The 16,166-nt window shown below is 36.1% G+C and carries 12 protein-coding genes; 11 read left to right on the top strand and 1 reads right to left on the bottom strand.

Features of this window, described 5'->3' with window-relative positions:
• Positions 1-89 precede the first annotated feature (89 nt).
• On the bottom strand, positions 90-569 hold the full coding sequence (locus tag ABYT26_RS09660; protein ID WP_372753289.1) for a hypothetical protein: 480 nt from the start codon (positions 567-569) through the stop codon (positions 90-92).
• Between the two features lie 282 nt (positions 570-851).
• Here ABYT26_RS09660 and ABYT26_RS09655 point away from each other — a divergent pair, with 282 nt between their 5' ends.
• The 11 genes from ABYT26_RS09655 to ABYT26_RS09605 form a co-directional block, all read left to right on the top strand.
• Positions 852-1,226, top strand: a complete 375-nt coding sequence (locus ABYT26_RS09655) for a hypothetical protein (RefSeq protein WP_372753287.1) — start codon at positions 852-854, stop codon at positions 1,224-1,226.
• 143 nt (positions 1,227-1,369) lie between these two features.
• Positions 1,370-5,131: an efflux RND transporter permease subunit gene (locus ABYT26_RS09650; RefSeq protein WP_372753285.1), complete on the top strand. Its 3,762-nt coding sequence runs from the start codon at positions 1,370-1,372 to the stop codon at positions 5,129-5,131.
• Positions 5,128-6,357 (top strand): TolC family protein, encoded by a 1,230-nt coding sequence (locus ABYT26_RS09645; protein WP_372753283.1) that lies wholly within the window; start codon positions 5,128-5,130, stop codon positions 6,355-6,357. Before ABYT26_RS09650 ends, ABYT26_RS09645 begins: the two co-directional genes overlap by 4 nt.
• A 72-nt stretch (positions 6,358-6,429) precedes the next feature.
• On the top strand, positions 6,430-8,211 hold the full coding sequence (locus ABYT26_RS09640; RefSeq protein WP_372753281.1) for an efflux RND transporter periplasmic adaptor subunit: 1,782 nt from the start codon (positions 6,430-6,432) through the stop codon (positions 8,209-8,211).
• Positions 8,212-8,263: 52 nt separating this feature from the next.
• On the top strand, positions 8,264-8,602 hold the full coding sequence (locus ABYT26_RS09635) for a heavy-metal-associated domain-containing protein (protein ID WP_372753279.1): 339 nt from the start codon (positions 8,264-8,266) through the stop codon (positions 8,600-8,602).
• A 290-nt stretch (positions 8,603-8,892) separates the two neighbouring features.
• Positions 8,893-9,684 (top strand): DUF4382 domain-containing protein, encoded by a 792-nt coding sequence (locus ABYT26_RS09630; protein WP_372753277.1) that lies wholly within the window; start codon positions 8,893-8,895, stop codon positions 9,682-9,684.
• A gap of 139 nt (positions 9,685-9,823) precedes the next feature.
• On the top strand, positions 9,824-10,666 hold the full coding sequence (locus ABYT26_RS09625) for an FRG domain-containing protein (protein ID WP_372753275.1): 843 nt from the start codon (positions 9,824-9,826) through the stop codon (positions 10,664-10,666).
• A gap of 76 nt (positions 10,667-10,742) precedes the next feature.
• Positions 10,743-11,126 (top strand): hypothetical protein, encoded by a 384-nt coding sequence (locus tag ABYT26_RS09620; protein ID WP_372753273.1) that lies wholly within the window; start codon positions 10,743-10,745, stop codon positions 11,124-11,126.
• Between the two features lie 321 nt (positions 11,127-11,447).
• Positions 11,448-12,182, top strand: coding sequence for a peroxiredoxin (locus ABYT26_RS09615; RefSeq protein WP_372753271.1), 735 nt, complete (start codon positions 11,448-11,450; stop codon positions 12,180-12,182).
• A gap of 169 nt (positions 12,183-12,351) precedes the next feature.
• Positions 12,352-14,526, top strand: coding sequence for an ATP-binding protein (locus tag ABYT26_RS09610; RefSeq protein WP_372753269.1), 2,175 nt, complete (start codon positions 12,352-12,354; stop codon positions 14,524-14,526).
• 216 nt (positions 14,527-14,742) lie between these two features.
• Positions 14,743-16,166, top strand: a 1,424-nt coding sequence (locus ABYT26_RS09605) for a redoxin domain-containing protein (protein WP_372753267.1), incomplete at its 3' end; no start/stop codon positions are given.

Raw genomic sequence — 16,166 nt, 5'->3', positions numbered from 1 at the left:
GAATTGATCTACTTCTATACTTTTATAAAATCATATCATCCAAATAAATATCTAAAAAAAGAGCCACACATTTTGTGCAGCTCTCGTTTTTATTTTTTAAACATCGATCGTTCATCCTCATCGGTAATACTCATTTCGTGCAGAAGCGTAAGTCTAAAGGGATAATTTTTCCCCATCACGTACAAAACAATTAGCCATGGCAGAAACCAAAACAATTGTTGCGTTATATAATAGCTAAATAAAGCAGTAATTCCTGCCAATGAGATTAGTAATATTTTTAAAGAATAGGCTTTCGAGTATATTTTTATCTTTTCGGACAGTTCATTGGTTTTAGGCAAATTCTTCATACTAATTCGATACAGAATAGTTGCTAAAATAATTTCAATCGCTACTAATGTGATTCCAATTCCATCCATCCACTTCGAAAAAGAAAGATTCGTAGAATAGTGCAGCATATTTTCATCACGAAGAGTCAACATTCCTAGTGTAAATTCTGCTATTACAAATGCAAAAAAGATAAATAATAGGCTAAATCTTGTCCAAAGCACAAGCGTTTTTATGTTCTTCATAAAGATAATAAAATTGATAAATAGTGTTCTTTTTTTTAAAGTAGTAGTAAACAATTTTAATCATTATTCGCTTTCATCCTAATTCTGAAGAAATAAAATAGGTCTTATTTAAAGAATTTTAACATACAAACGATTTCATATTTTAATTTTATTTTCTAACTACTTAAATCACTTCTCTGCAAAAGGAAAGCTCTGTTAATCCTTTGTTAAGGCTCTCAAATTGTTTTGCCTTTTGGATAGTATTCCTTAAGTTCGCCTTAGAATTATGCAATCAATTTCCATATGCAAATTAAAAAATTTGGACATATTATTATGGTACTTCTGCTGCTGATCTCAACGGCAGGAGTGAGTATTAATAAGCATTATTCTGGTGGAGAACTCTTCTCTACTGCTATTTTTGTTGATGCCGAGAGCTGTTGTGAAACGCCTTGCGGATGTTGCAAGGAAACTTCTGAATTTGTACAGGTAAAAGCCGATTATATTGCTTCGGTTTTCGATTTGCAGGATGCCACTCAATTGGATCTCTTGTTTTCGATTCTTCCTGTTTTAATTAATTTCGAAGTACCAACTAGCTTTGCAAACAATCTTATCGCGTGGGATACTTCCCCACATCCATTGCCTGATTTGTGCATTCTCAATCAGGTTTTCATTTTATGAATTAAGAATTATTAATTAGGAATTAAGAATGAATCGTAATGGTGCGTTGAGTTGTACTATGATTCTCCTGTACCCTGAACTTTTCGGGCTGTAATTCCCTTTAAATTAATGACTCATAATTATTAATTCATAATTGACTTTTCATGTTAAATCGAACGATTAAATTCTTTTTAGAGAATAAATTGGTCACAACAATATTGCTTGTTGTGCTCATAGCTGGAGGAATTATTACTTCTCCATTCCAATGGGATGTTGGTATTTTACCAAAAAATCCCGTCGCTGTTGATGCCATTCCTGATATTGGAGAAAATCAGCAAATCGTATTTACCAAATGGTCTGGCCGATCTCCTCAGGATATTGAGGATCAGATTACCTATCCGTTAACAACATCCCTTTTGGGGATTCCTGGAGTAAAAACCATCCGTAGTTCTTCCATGTTTGGATTTTCAAGTATCTACGTCATTTTTAATGAGGATATTGAATTCTATTGGAGCAGATCACGTATCCTGGAAAAATTAAGCTCCTTACCGCAAAACTTATTGCCCGATGATGTGCAACCAACTCTTGGACCCGATGCTACGGCTTTGGGCCAGATATTTTGGTACACACTGGAAGGAAGATCACCGGAAGGTGAAGTTACCGGAGGCTGGGATTTGCAGGAACTTCGGAGCATTCAAGACTTTCAGGTAAAATATGCATTGGCGGCTGCCAGTGGTGTATCCGAAGTGGCATCAATTGGTGGTTACGTGAAAGAATATCAGGTAGATGTTAATCCTGCCGCTATGCAGGCACACGGAGTTAATCTGATGCAGATCATGAATGCGGTTAAAAAGTCCAATCTCGATATTGGTGCCCGAACCCTTGAAATCAATCAGGCAGAATACTTCGTGCGTGGAATTGGCTACGTTAAGAATCTTTCGGATCTGGAAGAGGCGGTAGTGAGTGTGAACGACAACACTCCTGTGCGTATTCGCGATGTTGCCAATGTGCATTATGGCCCTTCCGATCGCCGAGGTGCTCTCGATAAAATGGGAGCCGATGTAGTTGGTGGTGTTGTGGTGGCCCGATATGGTGCCAATCCCTTAGAGGTGATCAATAATGTGAAAGCCAAAATTGCCGAGCTTTCGGTGGGTCTTCCCCAAAAGGAATTGGCAGATGGAAGCATTTCCCAGCTAACTGTTGTTCCCTTTTACGACAGAACACAACTGATCTACGAAACATTAGGAACTCTGGAAAGTGCCCTAACGCTCGAAATCATCATCACCATTATCGTGATTATCATTATGGTGATGAACCTTCGGGCGAGTATTCTGATTTCTACTTTAATACCAATAGCAGTGCTCATGACCTTTATTGCCATGCGCTACTTTCATGTAGATGCTAATATTGTAGCCCTTTCGGGAATCGCCATAGCCATTGGAACCATTGTGGATGTGGGCATTGTGCTCTCCGAAAATATCATTCGGCATTTGGATGAGAATAAATCGGGCAGGAACATTCGCGAAGTGATTTATGAAGCAACAATTGAGGTTGCTCCTGCAGTAATTACAGCTGTATTGACAACTATTGTGAGTTTTATTCCTGTTTTTGCCATGGAAGCTGCCGAAGGAAAACTATTTCGCCCCTTGGCTTTCACCAAAACCTTTGTGCTTTTATCGGCACTCTTTGTGGCAATTGTAATTTTGCCAGCCATGGCTCATTGGTTGTTTTCCATCCGCATTAAAAAAAGAAAATTCAAATTGGCTTTAAATAGTGTACTCATTCTTATCGGAATCTATACCATTTTTGCCTACTCAGCTTGGATTGGAATTACTCTGATAGTATTAGGTGTCATCAACTTATTGGCACAAATCTATTCTAAGCACGAAAAGCACTTGTCTTGGGCAAATCTATTCGTAATCGCATTGGCCGTTTCCTTTCTGCTTGCCAGAGAATGGTTGCCTTTGGGTGCGTCGAATTCCTTGTTTGCAAACTTCATGTTTGTAATTCTTAGTATCGCTCTATTACTATCCGTTTTTTTACTTTTCATGCGATTTTATACACGCCTATTGAATTGGGCCTTGCAGCATAAGTTCATCTTCCTGTCCGTTCCTACACTCATCATTATGTGGGGTCTTACTATCTGGCTCGGATTTGGAAATACGTTTGGCTTTGTTGCCCGGGGAATGGATAAAATTGGAATTAATATTTCGGGCACATCTGCTTGGAAAACGATGTATCACAATTATCCCGGCATCGGAAAAGAATTTATGCCTTCGCTGGATGAAGGATCGTTCCTATTGATGCCAACCTCCATGCCACATGCTGGCATTGAAGAAAATAAACGTGTACTTCGAACTTTGGATATGGCTGTTGCCAACATTCCTGAAATTGAAATGGTAGTCGGTAAACTCGGTCGTGTAGAATCTTCGCTTGATCCCGCTCCTATTTCCATGTACGAGAATGTGATCAACTACAAAAGCGAATACAAAACCAACCAGTATGGCAAGCGAATTCGTTTTGCCGTTGATGATGATGACAATTTTATTCGTGATAAAAAAGGAGAGCTGATTCCTGATAATTCTGGTGAATATTACCGGCAATGGCGCGATCATATTAAATCGCCTGATGACATTTGGACTGAAATTGTAAACGCAAGCAAAATTCCGGGCGTTACCTCGGCGCCCAAATTGCAACCTATCGAAACCCGCTTAATCATGTTGCAAACAGGTATGCGAGCTCCTATTGGAATTAAAATATCGGGGAATAACCTAAAACAAATCGAGGGCTTTGGTCTTCAGCTCGAGAAGCTTATTAAAGAGGTTCCCGGTGTAAACAAGCCTTCTGTATTTGCAGAACGAATGGTTGGGAAACCCTACCTGGAAATTCGTATCGACCGTAAAGCAATTGGCCGTTACGGCATTCAGATTGAAGATGTACAAAAGTATCTTTCTGTTGCCGTTGGAGGAATGCCGCTAAGCAGTTCGGTGGAAGGAAGAGAGCGTTACCCGATTCGTGTTCGTTACCCACGGGAATTGAGATCGGATCCTGATCTTTTGAAAAAAATACTAATTCCTACCAGCATGGGACATTCCATTCCACTGGAAGAGCTGGCTGAAATAGCCTATGTGCAAGGACCACAAGTAATCAAAAGTGAAAATACCTTTCAGGTTGGCTATGTAATATTCGACAAATTAGACGGCTTTTCGGAAGTTGATATTGTAGAAACAGCACAGAAATACATTGCCGGAAAAATTGAAAATAATGAGCTGAAAGTTCCCGCAGGAGTGAGCTTTACGTTCACAGGAAACTACGAAAATCAAATCCGTGCAGAAAAAAAACTGGGTATTGTAATTCCTGTGGTGCTCATCATCATCTTTCTGATTTTGTATTTTCAGTTCAAAGGAATTGCTCCTACTCTAATGGTATTTAGTGGTATTGCCGTCTCCTTTGCAGGTGGCTTCATCATGATTTGGATGTATGGACAAGGGTGGTTCCTTAACTTTTCTGTCTTCGATATCAATCTGCAGGAATTGTTTCAGGTTCATCCGGTTTACTTGAGTGTGGCGGTTTGGGTTGGCTTTATTGCCCTTTTCGGGATTGCAACAGATGACGGTGTAATTATGACCAGTTATCTGGAACAGGTTTTCGAGAAAAATCAGCCAAAAACAAGAGCTGAAATCAGAAAAGCAGTGATTGAAGCAGGTTCGAAACGAATTCGTCCTTGCTTAATGACTACCGCTACAACACTTTTAGCCTTACTACCCATCTTAACCTCTACCGGAAGAGGATCTGATGTGATGATTCCAATGGCGATTCCTGCTTTTGGAGGAATGACCATCGAGCTAATTACTCTTTTTGTAGTACCTGTACTTTATTCCATGAACAAAGAATATCAACTTAAAAAAGAAGGAGGATTGTCATGAGATATACACTATTAATATCGCTATTGTTGGTCCTGAACTCAGTTACTGCTCAAAGCAAAAAGGATGTAGTGCAAGATTATATCGATTTTTCAGTTGCGAACAATCCAGAACTGAAGGCTATGGATTTAAAATATCAGCAAGCTTTGGAGATGGTTCCGCAAGCAAAGGCATTGTCCGATCCGAGTTTCTCGGCAGGAGTCTTTGTGCAACCAATAGAAACACGTATAGGAGCGCAAAAAGCAAAACTTTCGCTTTCGCAGATGTTCCCCTGGTTTGGAACTCTTGGAGCCAAAGAACAACAGGCAAGTTTGCAGGCTCATGCTCAATACCTGAATTATTTGGATGCTAAAAGTAAATTGGAAATGAATGTAAGACTCTCCTATTTGGATTTGATTCTTATGGATCGCAAGATCTTCTTCACACAAAAACGTGTTGAGGTATTGGATCTGTTGGAAAAACAAAGTCTGACCCAATTTGAAAACAATGAATCGAGCATGGTGAATGTTTTATACGTGCAAATGCTGAAAGAAGAATTGATTTCTATGCTTGGGATGTTTCAGGATAAAAAGCAGACACTCCAAACAGCATTCAATAAATTGTTGAATCGTAATTTATCAACTGTCGTTGATTTACCAACTGATGATTCTTTTTGGGTACAAACAATTCCTACTGATACAGATTTTTCTTTCGACAAGCACTCAAGAATTGATTCCTGGGAAGCTATGAAGGAGGCCAGTTCTTTTGGAGAAAAAGTGGCAAAACTAAATGGAATGCCAAAGTTCGGTATCGGTCTCGATTATGCAATTATCGCTGAAAGAACGGATGTAAATATCGCTGATAATGGGAATGACGCCATCATGCCAATGATCTCGCTAAGTATTCCACTGTTTCGAAAGAAGTACAAATCTGCAATTAAAGTCAATCAGTTAAAACAGGTACAATTCGAACAATTAAAAATGGAAGAACTAAACAGACTTGAGCTGGAAAAGCAAAAAGCAAGCGAAGAGTATGCTACCGGAACAAGAAACGCAAAAGTATATGAGAATTTACTAACGAAAGCCAGGCAATCATTTGAAATTCTCACCAGCAATTACGAAACATCTTCTGGCAAATACGAGGAAGTTCTGAACATGCAACAAAAAATCTGGATCTACGAACAAAAACAAATTGAAGCACAAGTAATGATTCAGAAAAGCATTGCCAAATTCCAATATCTAGGAATGTAGGGACACACGATCGTTTGTCCTGTAAATAAATCATATAGAATCATTGTTATCAGCGTCTAAAATAGATATAAAATGAAAAATACAATCGAATATATAACAAACAACTGGAAACAAAAACTCACTATTTTAGTCGTGGGATTATTTCTGGGTTGGCTGATTTTTGGTGGAAAATCAGAATCGGCAAGTGAACACGAAGGTCATCAACATGCTTCCGAAAATGTAGCTGTTGCAGCAACAACATGGACCTGCTCCATGCATCCGCAGATACAGCAACCAAACGAAGGCGATTGTCCCATTTGTGGAATGGATTTAATTCCCTTGGACAATTCAAGCAGTAATTCATCGCCCGCATTAATTGAGATGAACGAAACCGCCATGAAATTGGCAAATGTGCAAACCACGAAAATTGAAATTGGAAAGGCTGTAAAAGAAATCCGACTAAATGGAAAAGTACAAGTTGATGAACGCAAAATCAGCTCGCAAGCCATTCATTTCGATGGCCGGATTGAAAAATTGATGGTCAATTTTGAAGGTGAGAAAGTGAGTAAAGGTCAAACACTCGCAAGAGTTTACGCTCCGAAATTGCTTAGCGCACAACAGGAATTGTTACAAGCACTAAAAACAAAAAATTCCTATCCTGAGTTAGTGAAAGCTGCAGAGCAAAAATTGAAGTTTTGGAAACTTAGCAAGGCTCAAATCAATCGCATTAAAGAAAGCGGTGAAGTGCTTGAATATTTCGAAATCAAAGCAGATGCTTCCGGTTATGTCATTAAAAGAAATGTAGCTGAAGGAAACTATGCAAAAGCTGGAAGTATCCTCTTCGATATTGCAGATTTGAGTCACGTATGGGTCGTTTTTGATGCCTACGAAAAAGATTTATCCTTCATTCAGAAAGGAGATGAAATCGAATTCACCATTTCAGCATTTCCTGGCAAAGTTTTCAAGTCAAAAGTCAGCAATATCGATCCTGTTATTGATGCAAAAAAACGCAGCCTTTCTATTCGAACAGAATTAAATAATCAGGATCTATTAGTAAAACCTGAAATGTTAGCCTCAGGGATTATCTATGCTGAAATAAGCCAGATGAATAATATGCTTGTAGTTCCTAAATCGGCCATTATGTGGACCGGAAAACGTTCTATTGCCTACGTTAAAGTTGAAGGTGGATTTGAAATGCGTGAAATTGAACTGGGTGAATCTTTAGGTGATTTTTACATTGTTACCGATGGTTTAGAGGAAAACGAAGAAGTGGTTAGCAAAGGAACCTTTACCGTAGATGCCGCAGCTCAGCTCAACAACAAATACAGCATGATGAATCGTCCGGAAAGCAAGGAAGGTATTCAAAATTTACAACAATACGTTTCGATGGACTTTAGTATGAAACTGAAAAAGCTACTCTCCTCTTATTATAATTTGAAAGACATTCTGGTTGAAACCAAAGCGAAAGAAAGCAAACTAGCCGCTAAAACGGTGATGAGCAATTTGATGCAGATGAAGCCAAATGATGTTGAGCTAAAAAGCAAAGCTCTTCCGTTTTGGAAGGAGAAATACACTGGTTTGCACGATCATCTGGCCGAGATCATGAATAACGATGATATTGAAATTCAACGAAAAGCATTTAAACCATTCAGTGAGGCACTTATTGAAACCCTAAAATCTCTGGGAACAGGAAAAGAAAAAGTTTTTATCCAATTCTGTCCCATGGCCGACAACGATTCAGGTGCCTTTTGGATCAGCTCGGAAGAGAAAATAATGAATCCTTACTTTGGCGATATGATGCTGCATTGTGGTGAAGTAACAGAAACGATAATTCATGAAAAACCAAAATCAGTACCTCAACAACACCAACATTAAGAATATTAGCTGGACTAAATAATAAAGTAATCACAAATTTAAAATACATAAAATGAAAAAAAGAATTCTATTCGTAGCGGTAATCTTTTCCCTGATTAGCCTATCGTTCACAGCCAAGGCGGAAGTAAAGAAAGCAAGTTTTAAGGTATCCGGAAATTGCGGTATGTGCGAAAAAACAATCGAATCAGCAGCTAAAGCTGTTGAAGGTGTTCTTAGTGCCGATTGGGATAAAAAGACCAAAAAAATGGTACTTAGTTTCGACACCGAAAAAACTACACTGCATGCGGTACACAAAGCCATAGCAAGTGTTGGATACGATACTGATAAAGTAAAAGCAAATGATGATGTATATAGCCGTCTTCATTCCTGCTGCAAATACGAACGAGAATAAAAAAACAGGGTGTTTCTATGTTAATTTATTAATTGGGCATAATTCCCTATAAAGAAAATAATTGAAGAAACACCCTACACTATTTCTGTTGCTAATTGTGACAAAGTGTGGAAATTATCCCCAAATATCTAAACTCAATAAAGATGATTTCTCCAAGTTATTTCCATATTAATTTGATTATCACAGTTTTACTATCAGACACAATAAACTAGCACGTTTTTTGGTTCTAAAAAGATTCTAACATTAAAATCAAACTTTTATTATAACTTTAAATTTCTTAACCTAAAAACATGAAAAATCTAAAACCAGCACTTCTATTAGCTACAACAATAATTTTCATTCTATTTTCTAGATGTTCCGATGATAATGTAAATCTTACCAGTCAGGTAAAAATTAGACTTACCGATGCACCTGCCCAATACGATCAAGTAAACATTGACATTCAATCCATTCAAATTAATTCTTCGGACAATGATAGTATTGAAGATGGCTGGGTAGAAATGACATTATTAAACCCCGGAATTTACGACCTTTTGGAATTTAACAATGGCATGGATACTCTTTTGGTTGATCAGGAAATGCCAAGTGGAACCGTTTCTCAAATGCGTTTGATTCTTGGCGAAAATAATTCTGTAGTAATTGACAGTATTTCCTATGATTTAGATACTCCCTCAGCACAAACTTCAGGTTTGAAATTTCAAATTCATGATGATTTTTTAGCAGGAATAGAATACAACTTATGGATTGATTTTGATGCAGCAAACTCTATTGTTGAAACAGGGAACGGAAAATACAAACTAAAGCCTGTCATCCGAACCTTTAAGGAAGCAAACACAGGTTCTATTTCAGGAATCATATCTCCTGCTGAAGCAACCCCCAGCATTCATGCCATTATGGGTACAGATACCATTTCAACCATAGCAGAAGACTCTGGTAATTTTCTTCTAAAAGGCTTAGAAGAAGGAAGCTACACATTAAGCATAATTCCTATAGATGGCTACTTGAGTACCGAAATAGAATCCGTCGAAGTTTACATAGAAAAAGTAAGCGATGTTGGCACTATTGAACTTTCTGAAGAATAAAGATTTCCCTAATTGATGCAATCAAGTTGCTCCACCAAGGAGCAACTTTTTTTATGAAAATAAAGTTACATATTCCTTTTTTATTCGTTTTTATTCGCAATTTTAGGGTACAATGTAAATGCACTCAAAGCCAAAACCTATGGAATTACAAAGAGAAATTATCCCCGCAACCTGGTCCGAACTTCAAGATCTTCTTTTTACCGACTCCTATAGCTCAAAAATTGATCGCATCCGGTCTCCCTATATCTATCGAGGTCTTACTAAAATCGATTACCAGTTAAAAACTTCATTAATCAGACTAAACGGTCCCTTTGAAAATTTGGAATTTCATCTGCTAAGAAATTTTAAAAAATATTCCTTCCGCCCCGACATTAACAATAAATCCGACTGGGAGTGGTTAGCTTTAGCGCAACATCATGGTCTGCCAACCCGACTATTAGATTGGACCTACTCACCTTATGTAGCCTTACATTTTGCAACGGCCGAAATAGATCAACATGATAAAGATGGAGTGATTTGGGCACTTAACTACGAAAACCTTAGGAAATATTTACCCAAAAAACTTCAGAACGAATTACACGAAGTAGGCTCCAATAGTTTCACTACTGGCATGTTGCACCATCTTTACAAAGATATTTCAGAGCTATCAAAAGAGGAGAGTGATTTTGTAGTGGCCTTCGAACCTCCTTCCCTCGATTATCGAATTGTAAATCAATATGCCATTTTCACCTTCATGTCGCATTCAAAAGCCATTTTAGACGATTGGTTGCTCGACAAACCCGATTTGTATTTCCGAATTCGGATTCCTGCCTCTATGAAATGGGAAATACGCGACAAATTAGATCAAGTAAACATTAATGAAAGAGTACTATTTCCAGGAATGGATGGTCTTAGTAAATGGCTAACTCGCCACTATTCACCCAACAAATCAGCACACATTAACAACAAAAAAGACAGCCAAAATTTATTACTGAATCATTAAAAAATTACTTGTATTTTAGGCTATCCCTTGACTTACTTAGACGATATCGCTATATTTATTTGAAACTTTCAGTCCAATGAAATTCAAATACAAAATACTACCTGAATTAAAATTAATCAATGAGTACTACTTTGGTTATTTCAAATGGAATGATCTTATATATCATACTTTAAGTACACGAAAAGATCCTTTATTTGACGAAACCTACAATGTTATTGCCGATTTCACACAAGCTAAAGTCATTCTAAACATCAAAGATTTAGACGATTATATAAACGAATATGAAAAATACAGTCCTATTCTAAACAAATGCGCCATTATTGTAAGTGAATCATACGACACTCCAATGGCCATGCTTTTTGAGATTCAGGTGCGCATTCAAAATGCAAAAGTTTTTCTCTCGCATGAAGACGCCTATACATGGCTTGAAATCAATCCTATTCTCATTTCCAAAGAGTAAGTGCCTTTCTACTAAACTTATTAAAACTGATTTAAAATTACCTATCTGCCAATTTCTTATATTGACTTCCACTCCACAATAGCTTAACTTTAATCTACGCCTTGGAATAAGTGGGTATTTATTCCGAAATCCCTGATATTTCCTTCCTGGAAATTGACCAAATTGAATTAATAATCTAAACACTTAAGTCGAACAAATTTTCATTTAAAAAGTTTTACAACTCTCAAAAATGAATCTTAATCGTGTTTTCTACAAGTAGAAGAAAGTTTATTCAATACACAAGTACAATTTCAAAAAAATTCACTATCCAAACCGAGAATCATGGAAGAAAAAAAAGAAAGCTATCAAAACTCAATGCCAAGAATTGGTGATAATGCTCCTGAATTTAGAGCTGTAACCACACAAGGAGACATACACTTCCCTAATGATTACAGAGGCAAATGGGTTATTTTATTTAGTCATCCTGCCGATTTTACTCCTGTTTGTACTTCCGAATTTATGACTTTCGCTAGTATGGAAAATAAATTTAACGAGGCTAATTGTGAATTGGTAGGCCTATCCATTGATGGTTTGTATAGCCACATTGCCTGGTTACGAACCATTAAAGAAAAAATAGAATACAAAGGAATGAAAAATGTAGAAGTTAAATTTCCTTTGATTGAGGACATCACCATGGAAGTAGCAAACAAATATGGAATGATACAGCCAGGCGAAGATAATACAAAAGCCGTTCGTGCTGTATTCTTCATCGATCCTCATGGTATAATAAGAACTATAATTTATTACCCATTAAGTTTGGGACGAAATTTCGATGAGATTTACCGTGTCGTAATCGCTCTCCAAACGGCTGATCAGTTTTCTGTTGCTACTCCTGCCGATTGGCGTCCAGGCGAAGAAGTAATTGTTCCTCCTGCAGGATCGTGCGGTGTTGCCAAAGATAGAATGGAAAATGATGATGAAAATGTACACTGTTATGACTGGTTTTTCTGTACCAAAAAACTTAAAAAAGAAGAAATTGAAAATACAATACTGAAAAAAGAAATGCATACTCATTAGTAAAAGTAAAGGCTGCAGCGAGCAATACTTCTTGCAGCCTTTATTTTTCATAACAACATCCACTTATCTACATATTATTAATTAAACAAATTTGGATAATTTTATGCAAATTGAATATTAAACTATACTTTTAAAATTTAAAGATTTGATTCAAATTAAAAATGTAAGTATGGAAAATAATTTACATCTCGAAATAATAAAATCCATGCCATATCCGTATTACGTAATCGAATCGGATACTTTAAAAGTCATAGAATCTAATGATCCTAAATATACCACCGATCAAGCTTATTGCGACCTAATTTCTTCCACAACTAATAATTGTGCTCTAGGGAAAAAAGCAAAAAGTGTTGTTGAAAAGGTTCTACAAGGGAAAAAAAATCTGAAAATAAAACTCAATAATGTGAGTCTAAATGGAGAAATTAAAAGCATTTGGATATATGCAATTCCCGTATTTAACTCACTTCAAAAAATCACTCACGTAATTGAATACCATATTGATATTACAGAACAAGATCAATTACACGATCAGATTGAGCAAAAGACTACAAATCTGCAAGAAGCAATAAACAAACTTTCCTATTTAAATAGTGAATTAAACGAAACCAACGATAAATACAAATCATTATTCGAAAATTCACCAGAATCGTTATGGGAGGAAGACTTTACTCCTTTAATGCATCGCATACAAGAACTTAGTAAACATGGAGTAAGTGACATAAGAGATTATTTGCAAAAACATCCTGAAAAAGTACTAGAGTTTAGTCAGGAGGTACGTATTGTAAATGTCAACAAAGCCACACTGCAACTATACAATGCCAATTCGAAAGAAGACTTACTCGGAAATTTACCCAAAACCTTCCTACCAGAATCTTTGGAAGTATTTAAGGAAGAACTATTTTCAATCATTGAAGGTAAAAACTATTTCGAAAAAGAAGCTCGTGTTAAAACTCTGAATGGAGAAATTATTGACGTAATTATTAAACTTTTCCATCACAAAAATCACAAAAATCATAAATATACTGCCTATGTTTCAACAACTGATATTACCAAACTGAAAGAGGCAGATATTGCTTTGAAACAAAAAAACAATGACTTTTTAAAATTGAATTCAGAACTTAATGAAACAAACAAAGAATACGCAACATTAAACCAAGAGTATAAACTAATAAACAGTCAATTAGTAAAAACAAATGAAGATCTCGAAAAGGCCAGACAAAATGCTGTAGAAAGTGATCAATTAAAATCTGCTTTTTTGGCCAATATGAGTCATGAAATACGAACACCTATGAACTCAATCGTTGGCTTTTCCGATCTATTAGGGGTTCCCAATCTTTCTACAGAAAAAAGACAAAGATTTCTAAAACTAGTGCAATCGAGTAGTGAGCATCTACTTCGAATTATTGATGATATTATTGACATTTCAAAAATTGAATCAAATCAATTAAAAATAGAAAAAAAACCATACTTACTTAATGATTTACTTTATGAAATAAGAGACTCACAAAATATGCTGAAAATTGCTAGAGCCAAAAAGGATATCATCCTTCAATTAAATATTCCAGCCAATACTGAAAATCTGAATATTATATGCGACCCTACACGATTCAGACAAATTATTTATAACCTAGTATCCAATGCCTATAAATATACCCACGAAGGATTTGTAGAAATTGGCTATTGCTTATCCGAGACCGATTCTATGGTTCATCTTTACGTGAAAGACACCGGTGTTGGTATTCAAAAAGAAATGTTTCATATCATTTTTGAACGGTTCAGGCAAATTGAAAATAAAAATTTACAGGAAGGTACAGGAATTGGTTTAAGTATTACCAAAGGTTTGGTGCAACTTATGGGTGGCAAAATTTCATTAGAATCGACAATTAACAAAGGGAGTACCTTTCATTTCACAATCCCAAAAGCTAAGGAAACCCACGTTATTACAAGTAAGAGTAATGAGTTGAACAACAATAAAATTGACCTTTCAAAATCCCTTATTTATATTGCCGAAGATGATCTGGCTTCCTTCCTTTTTCTTGAGGAAGTGCTACTACCAACCGGTGTTCGCTTGCAACATGCCATAAATGGTATGGAACTATTACAACTTATCAACAATCAAAGTCCTGATTTAATTCTTCTTGACATTAACATGCCGATAATGAATGGTTTTGAGGCCATCCGAAAAATTAAACAATCAAACCCCTCTATTCCTATTATAGCACAGACTGCTTATGCTATGGTTGAAGAGAAAAACAAATGTTTAGCTGTGGGTTGTAACGATTATATCTCAAAACCAATTAATTCAAAGCTACTACTAAAAATACTTACCAAATATTTATCTTAATTAAACAACCAAAGTATACCATTCAAAAGACCTACACGGTAATTAATAAATTCTGGAACAGTATTTGTCTTGTTACATAAAACATTTATTGGAACTACAATAATAAGCTTCAATCGGCATCACTATTTCCTGTCATTATTCCATCCTACGTATTTTTATTTGCAAAAAGTTTTGTAATTTTCGAAGCCAATTATGCTTACCAATATAAAAACAACAATGAAAAAAAATATTCTCACTCTTCTTCTCGGATTTTGCTTTCTATCTTCTATTACCAGTAAGGCTCAAAAATACGATATAGCTATCGACTTGATTGGATCAACAGACAGCACAGCCTACTTAGCTCATTATTTCGATGGTAGGATATTTGCCGATGACACTACACAATTAATCAATGGCAAAGGTGTATTTTCCAAAGAGAAACAATTGGACCAAGGGATTTATGTAATCTACCTTCCTTCGCAAAAATACTTCGACCTTTTAATTGGTAAAGATCAGGAGTTTTCCATATCCGCAGACCAAACCGACTTTATTAAAAGCATTCGTATTCATGGTGCTAATGAAAGTGAAGCCTTCCATGATTTTCAAACATTCATGAAATCTCAGAACGAAAAATCAAAACAAATTCAAGAAGCCTATAAAGCAAACAAAGATAACCCTACCGAAAAAGACAAGTACAAAGAAGCGTATAAAAAAGCAGATGAAGATGTTCGTTCATACATTGAAAAAATGAATCAAGACTACCCTAATAATAGTTTTGTATCAAAATTTGCACAGCTAACCTTATCACCAAAAATTCCCGATTTTTCAGAAAAAATTCCTGAATCAACTCCAGATAGAGAACAAGAAATCAAAAGAAAATCATATCAATACAATAAGAATCACTATTTTGATTATGTTGACTTCGCTGACAATCGCTTTCTGAGAACTCCTATCCTAAAAAATAAACTGGATTTTTTTTATGAAAAAATACTGGTACAAAATCCGGATACCATAGTAAAGGAAGCAAGCAAGATTATTGATCAGACTCGATCTGATGAAGACTTTTTTCAATACATGGTTCAGTACTCGCTCAACTATGCTGTGAAAAGTAAAATTATGGGAATGGATGAAGCGTTTGTAAAGCTTGCTAAAAAATATTACTTAAGTGGAGAAGCCAATTGGGCCGATTCTACTTTACTAGCCAATATTCGCGAACGAGTTATCAAACTGCAATACAATTTAATTGGGATGAAATCTCAAGACTTAAAACTGGAGACTGCTGAAGGAGAAATTGTAAGCTTACACGAAGTAAATGCCTCTTTTACCGTTTTGTATTTTTGGGAGCCAGATTGTGGACATTGCAAAACAACTACTCCCCGCTTAAAAACTGAAATTCTAGATCAGTATAAAAAGCAAGGAGTTAAAGTTTTCGCTGTATGTACTCAGAATAACAAAGAAGAATGGGAAGATTTTATTGCTGAAAATGAACTGTTCGATTTTATCAATTGTTACGATCCCCATTATCAAAGTAACTTTAGAATTTACTATGATGTTTATAGTACTCCTACGGTTTATCTTTTAGATAAAGACAAAAAAATCATAGCCAAACGTCTGGATATCGAGAACCTTAAAGCGTTTTTGGATCACGAATTTAAAAACGA

Source organism: Labilibaculum sp., from assembly GCF_041595635.1.
GTDB lineage: Bacteria > Bacteroidota > Bacteroidia > Bacteroidales > Marinifilaceae > Labilibaculum.
The sequence above is the reverse complement of the archived record's forward strand: the minus strand, read 5'-3'. Positions and strand labels throughout refer to the sequence as shown.

Coding starts and splice junctions, on each gene's coding strand:
- ABYT26_RS09660 (WP_372753289.1), bottom strand. CDS start 569: ATGAAGAACATAAAAACGCTTGTGCTTTGGACAAGATTTAGCCTATTA.
- ABYT26_RS09655 (WP_372753287.1), top strand. CDS start 852: ATGCAAATTAAAAAATTTGGACATATTATTATGGTACTTCTGCTGCTG.
- ABYT26_RS09650 (WP_372753285.1), top strand. CDS start 1,370: ATGTTAAATCGAACGATTAAATTCTTTTTAGAGAATAAATTGGTCACA.
- ABYT26_RS09645 (WP_372753283.1), top strand. CDS start 5,128: ATGAGATATACACTATTAATATCGCTATTGTTGGTCCTGAACTCAGTT.
- ABYT26_RS09640 (WP_372753281.1), top strand. CDS start 6,430: ATGAAAAATACAATCGAATATATAACAAACAACTGGAAACAAAAACTC.
- ABYT26_RS09635 (WP_372753279.1), top strand. CDS start 8,264: ATGAAAAAAAGAATTCTATTCGTAGCGGTAATCTTTTCCCTGATTAGC.
- ABYT26_RS09630 (WP_372753277.1), top strand. CDS start 8,893: ATGAAAAATCTAAAACCAGCACTTCTATTAGCTACAACAATAATTTTC.
- ABYT26_RS09625 (WP_372753275.1), top strand. CDS start 9,824: ATGGAATTACAAAGAGAAATTATCCCCGCAACCTGGTCCGAACTTCAA.
- ABYT26_RS09620 (WP_372753273.1), top strand. CDS start 10,743: ATGAAATTCAAATACAAAATACTACCTGAATTAAAATTAATCAATGAG.
- ABYT26_RS09615 (WP_372753271.1), top strand. CDS start 11,448: ATGGAAGAAAAAAAAGAAAGCTATCAAAACTCAATGCCAAGAATTGGT.
- ABYT26_RS09610 (WP_372753269.1), top strand. CDS start 12,352: ATGGAAAATAATTTACATCTCGAAATAATAAAATCCATGCCATATCCG.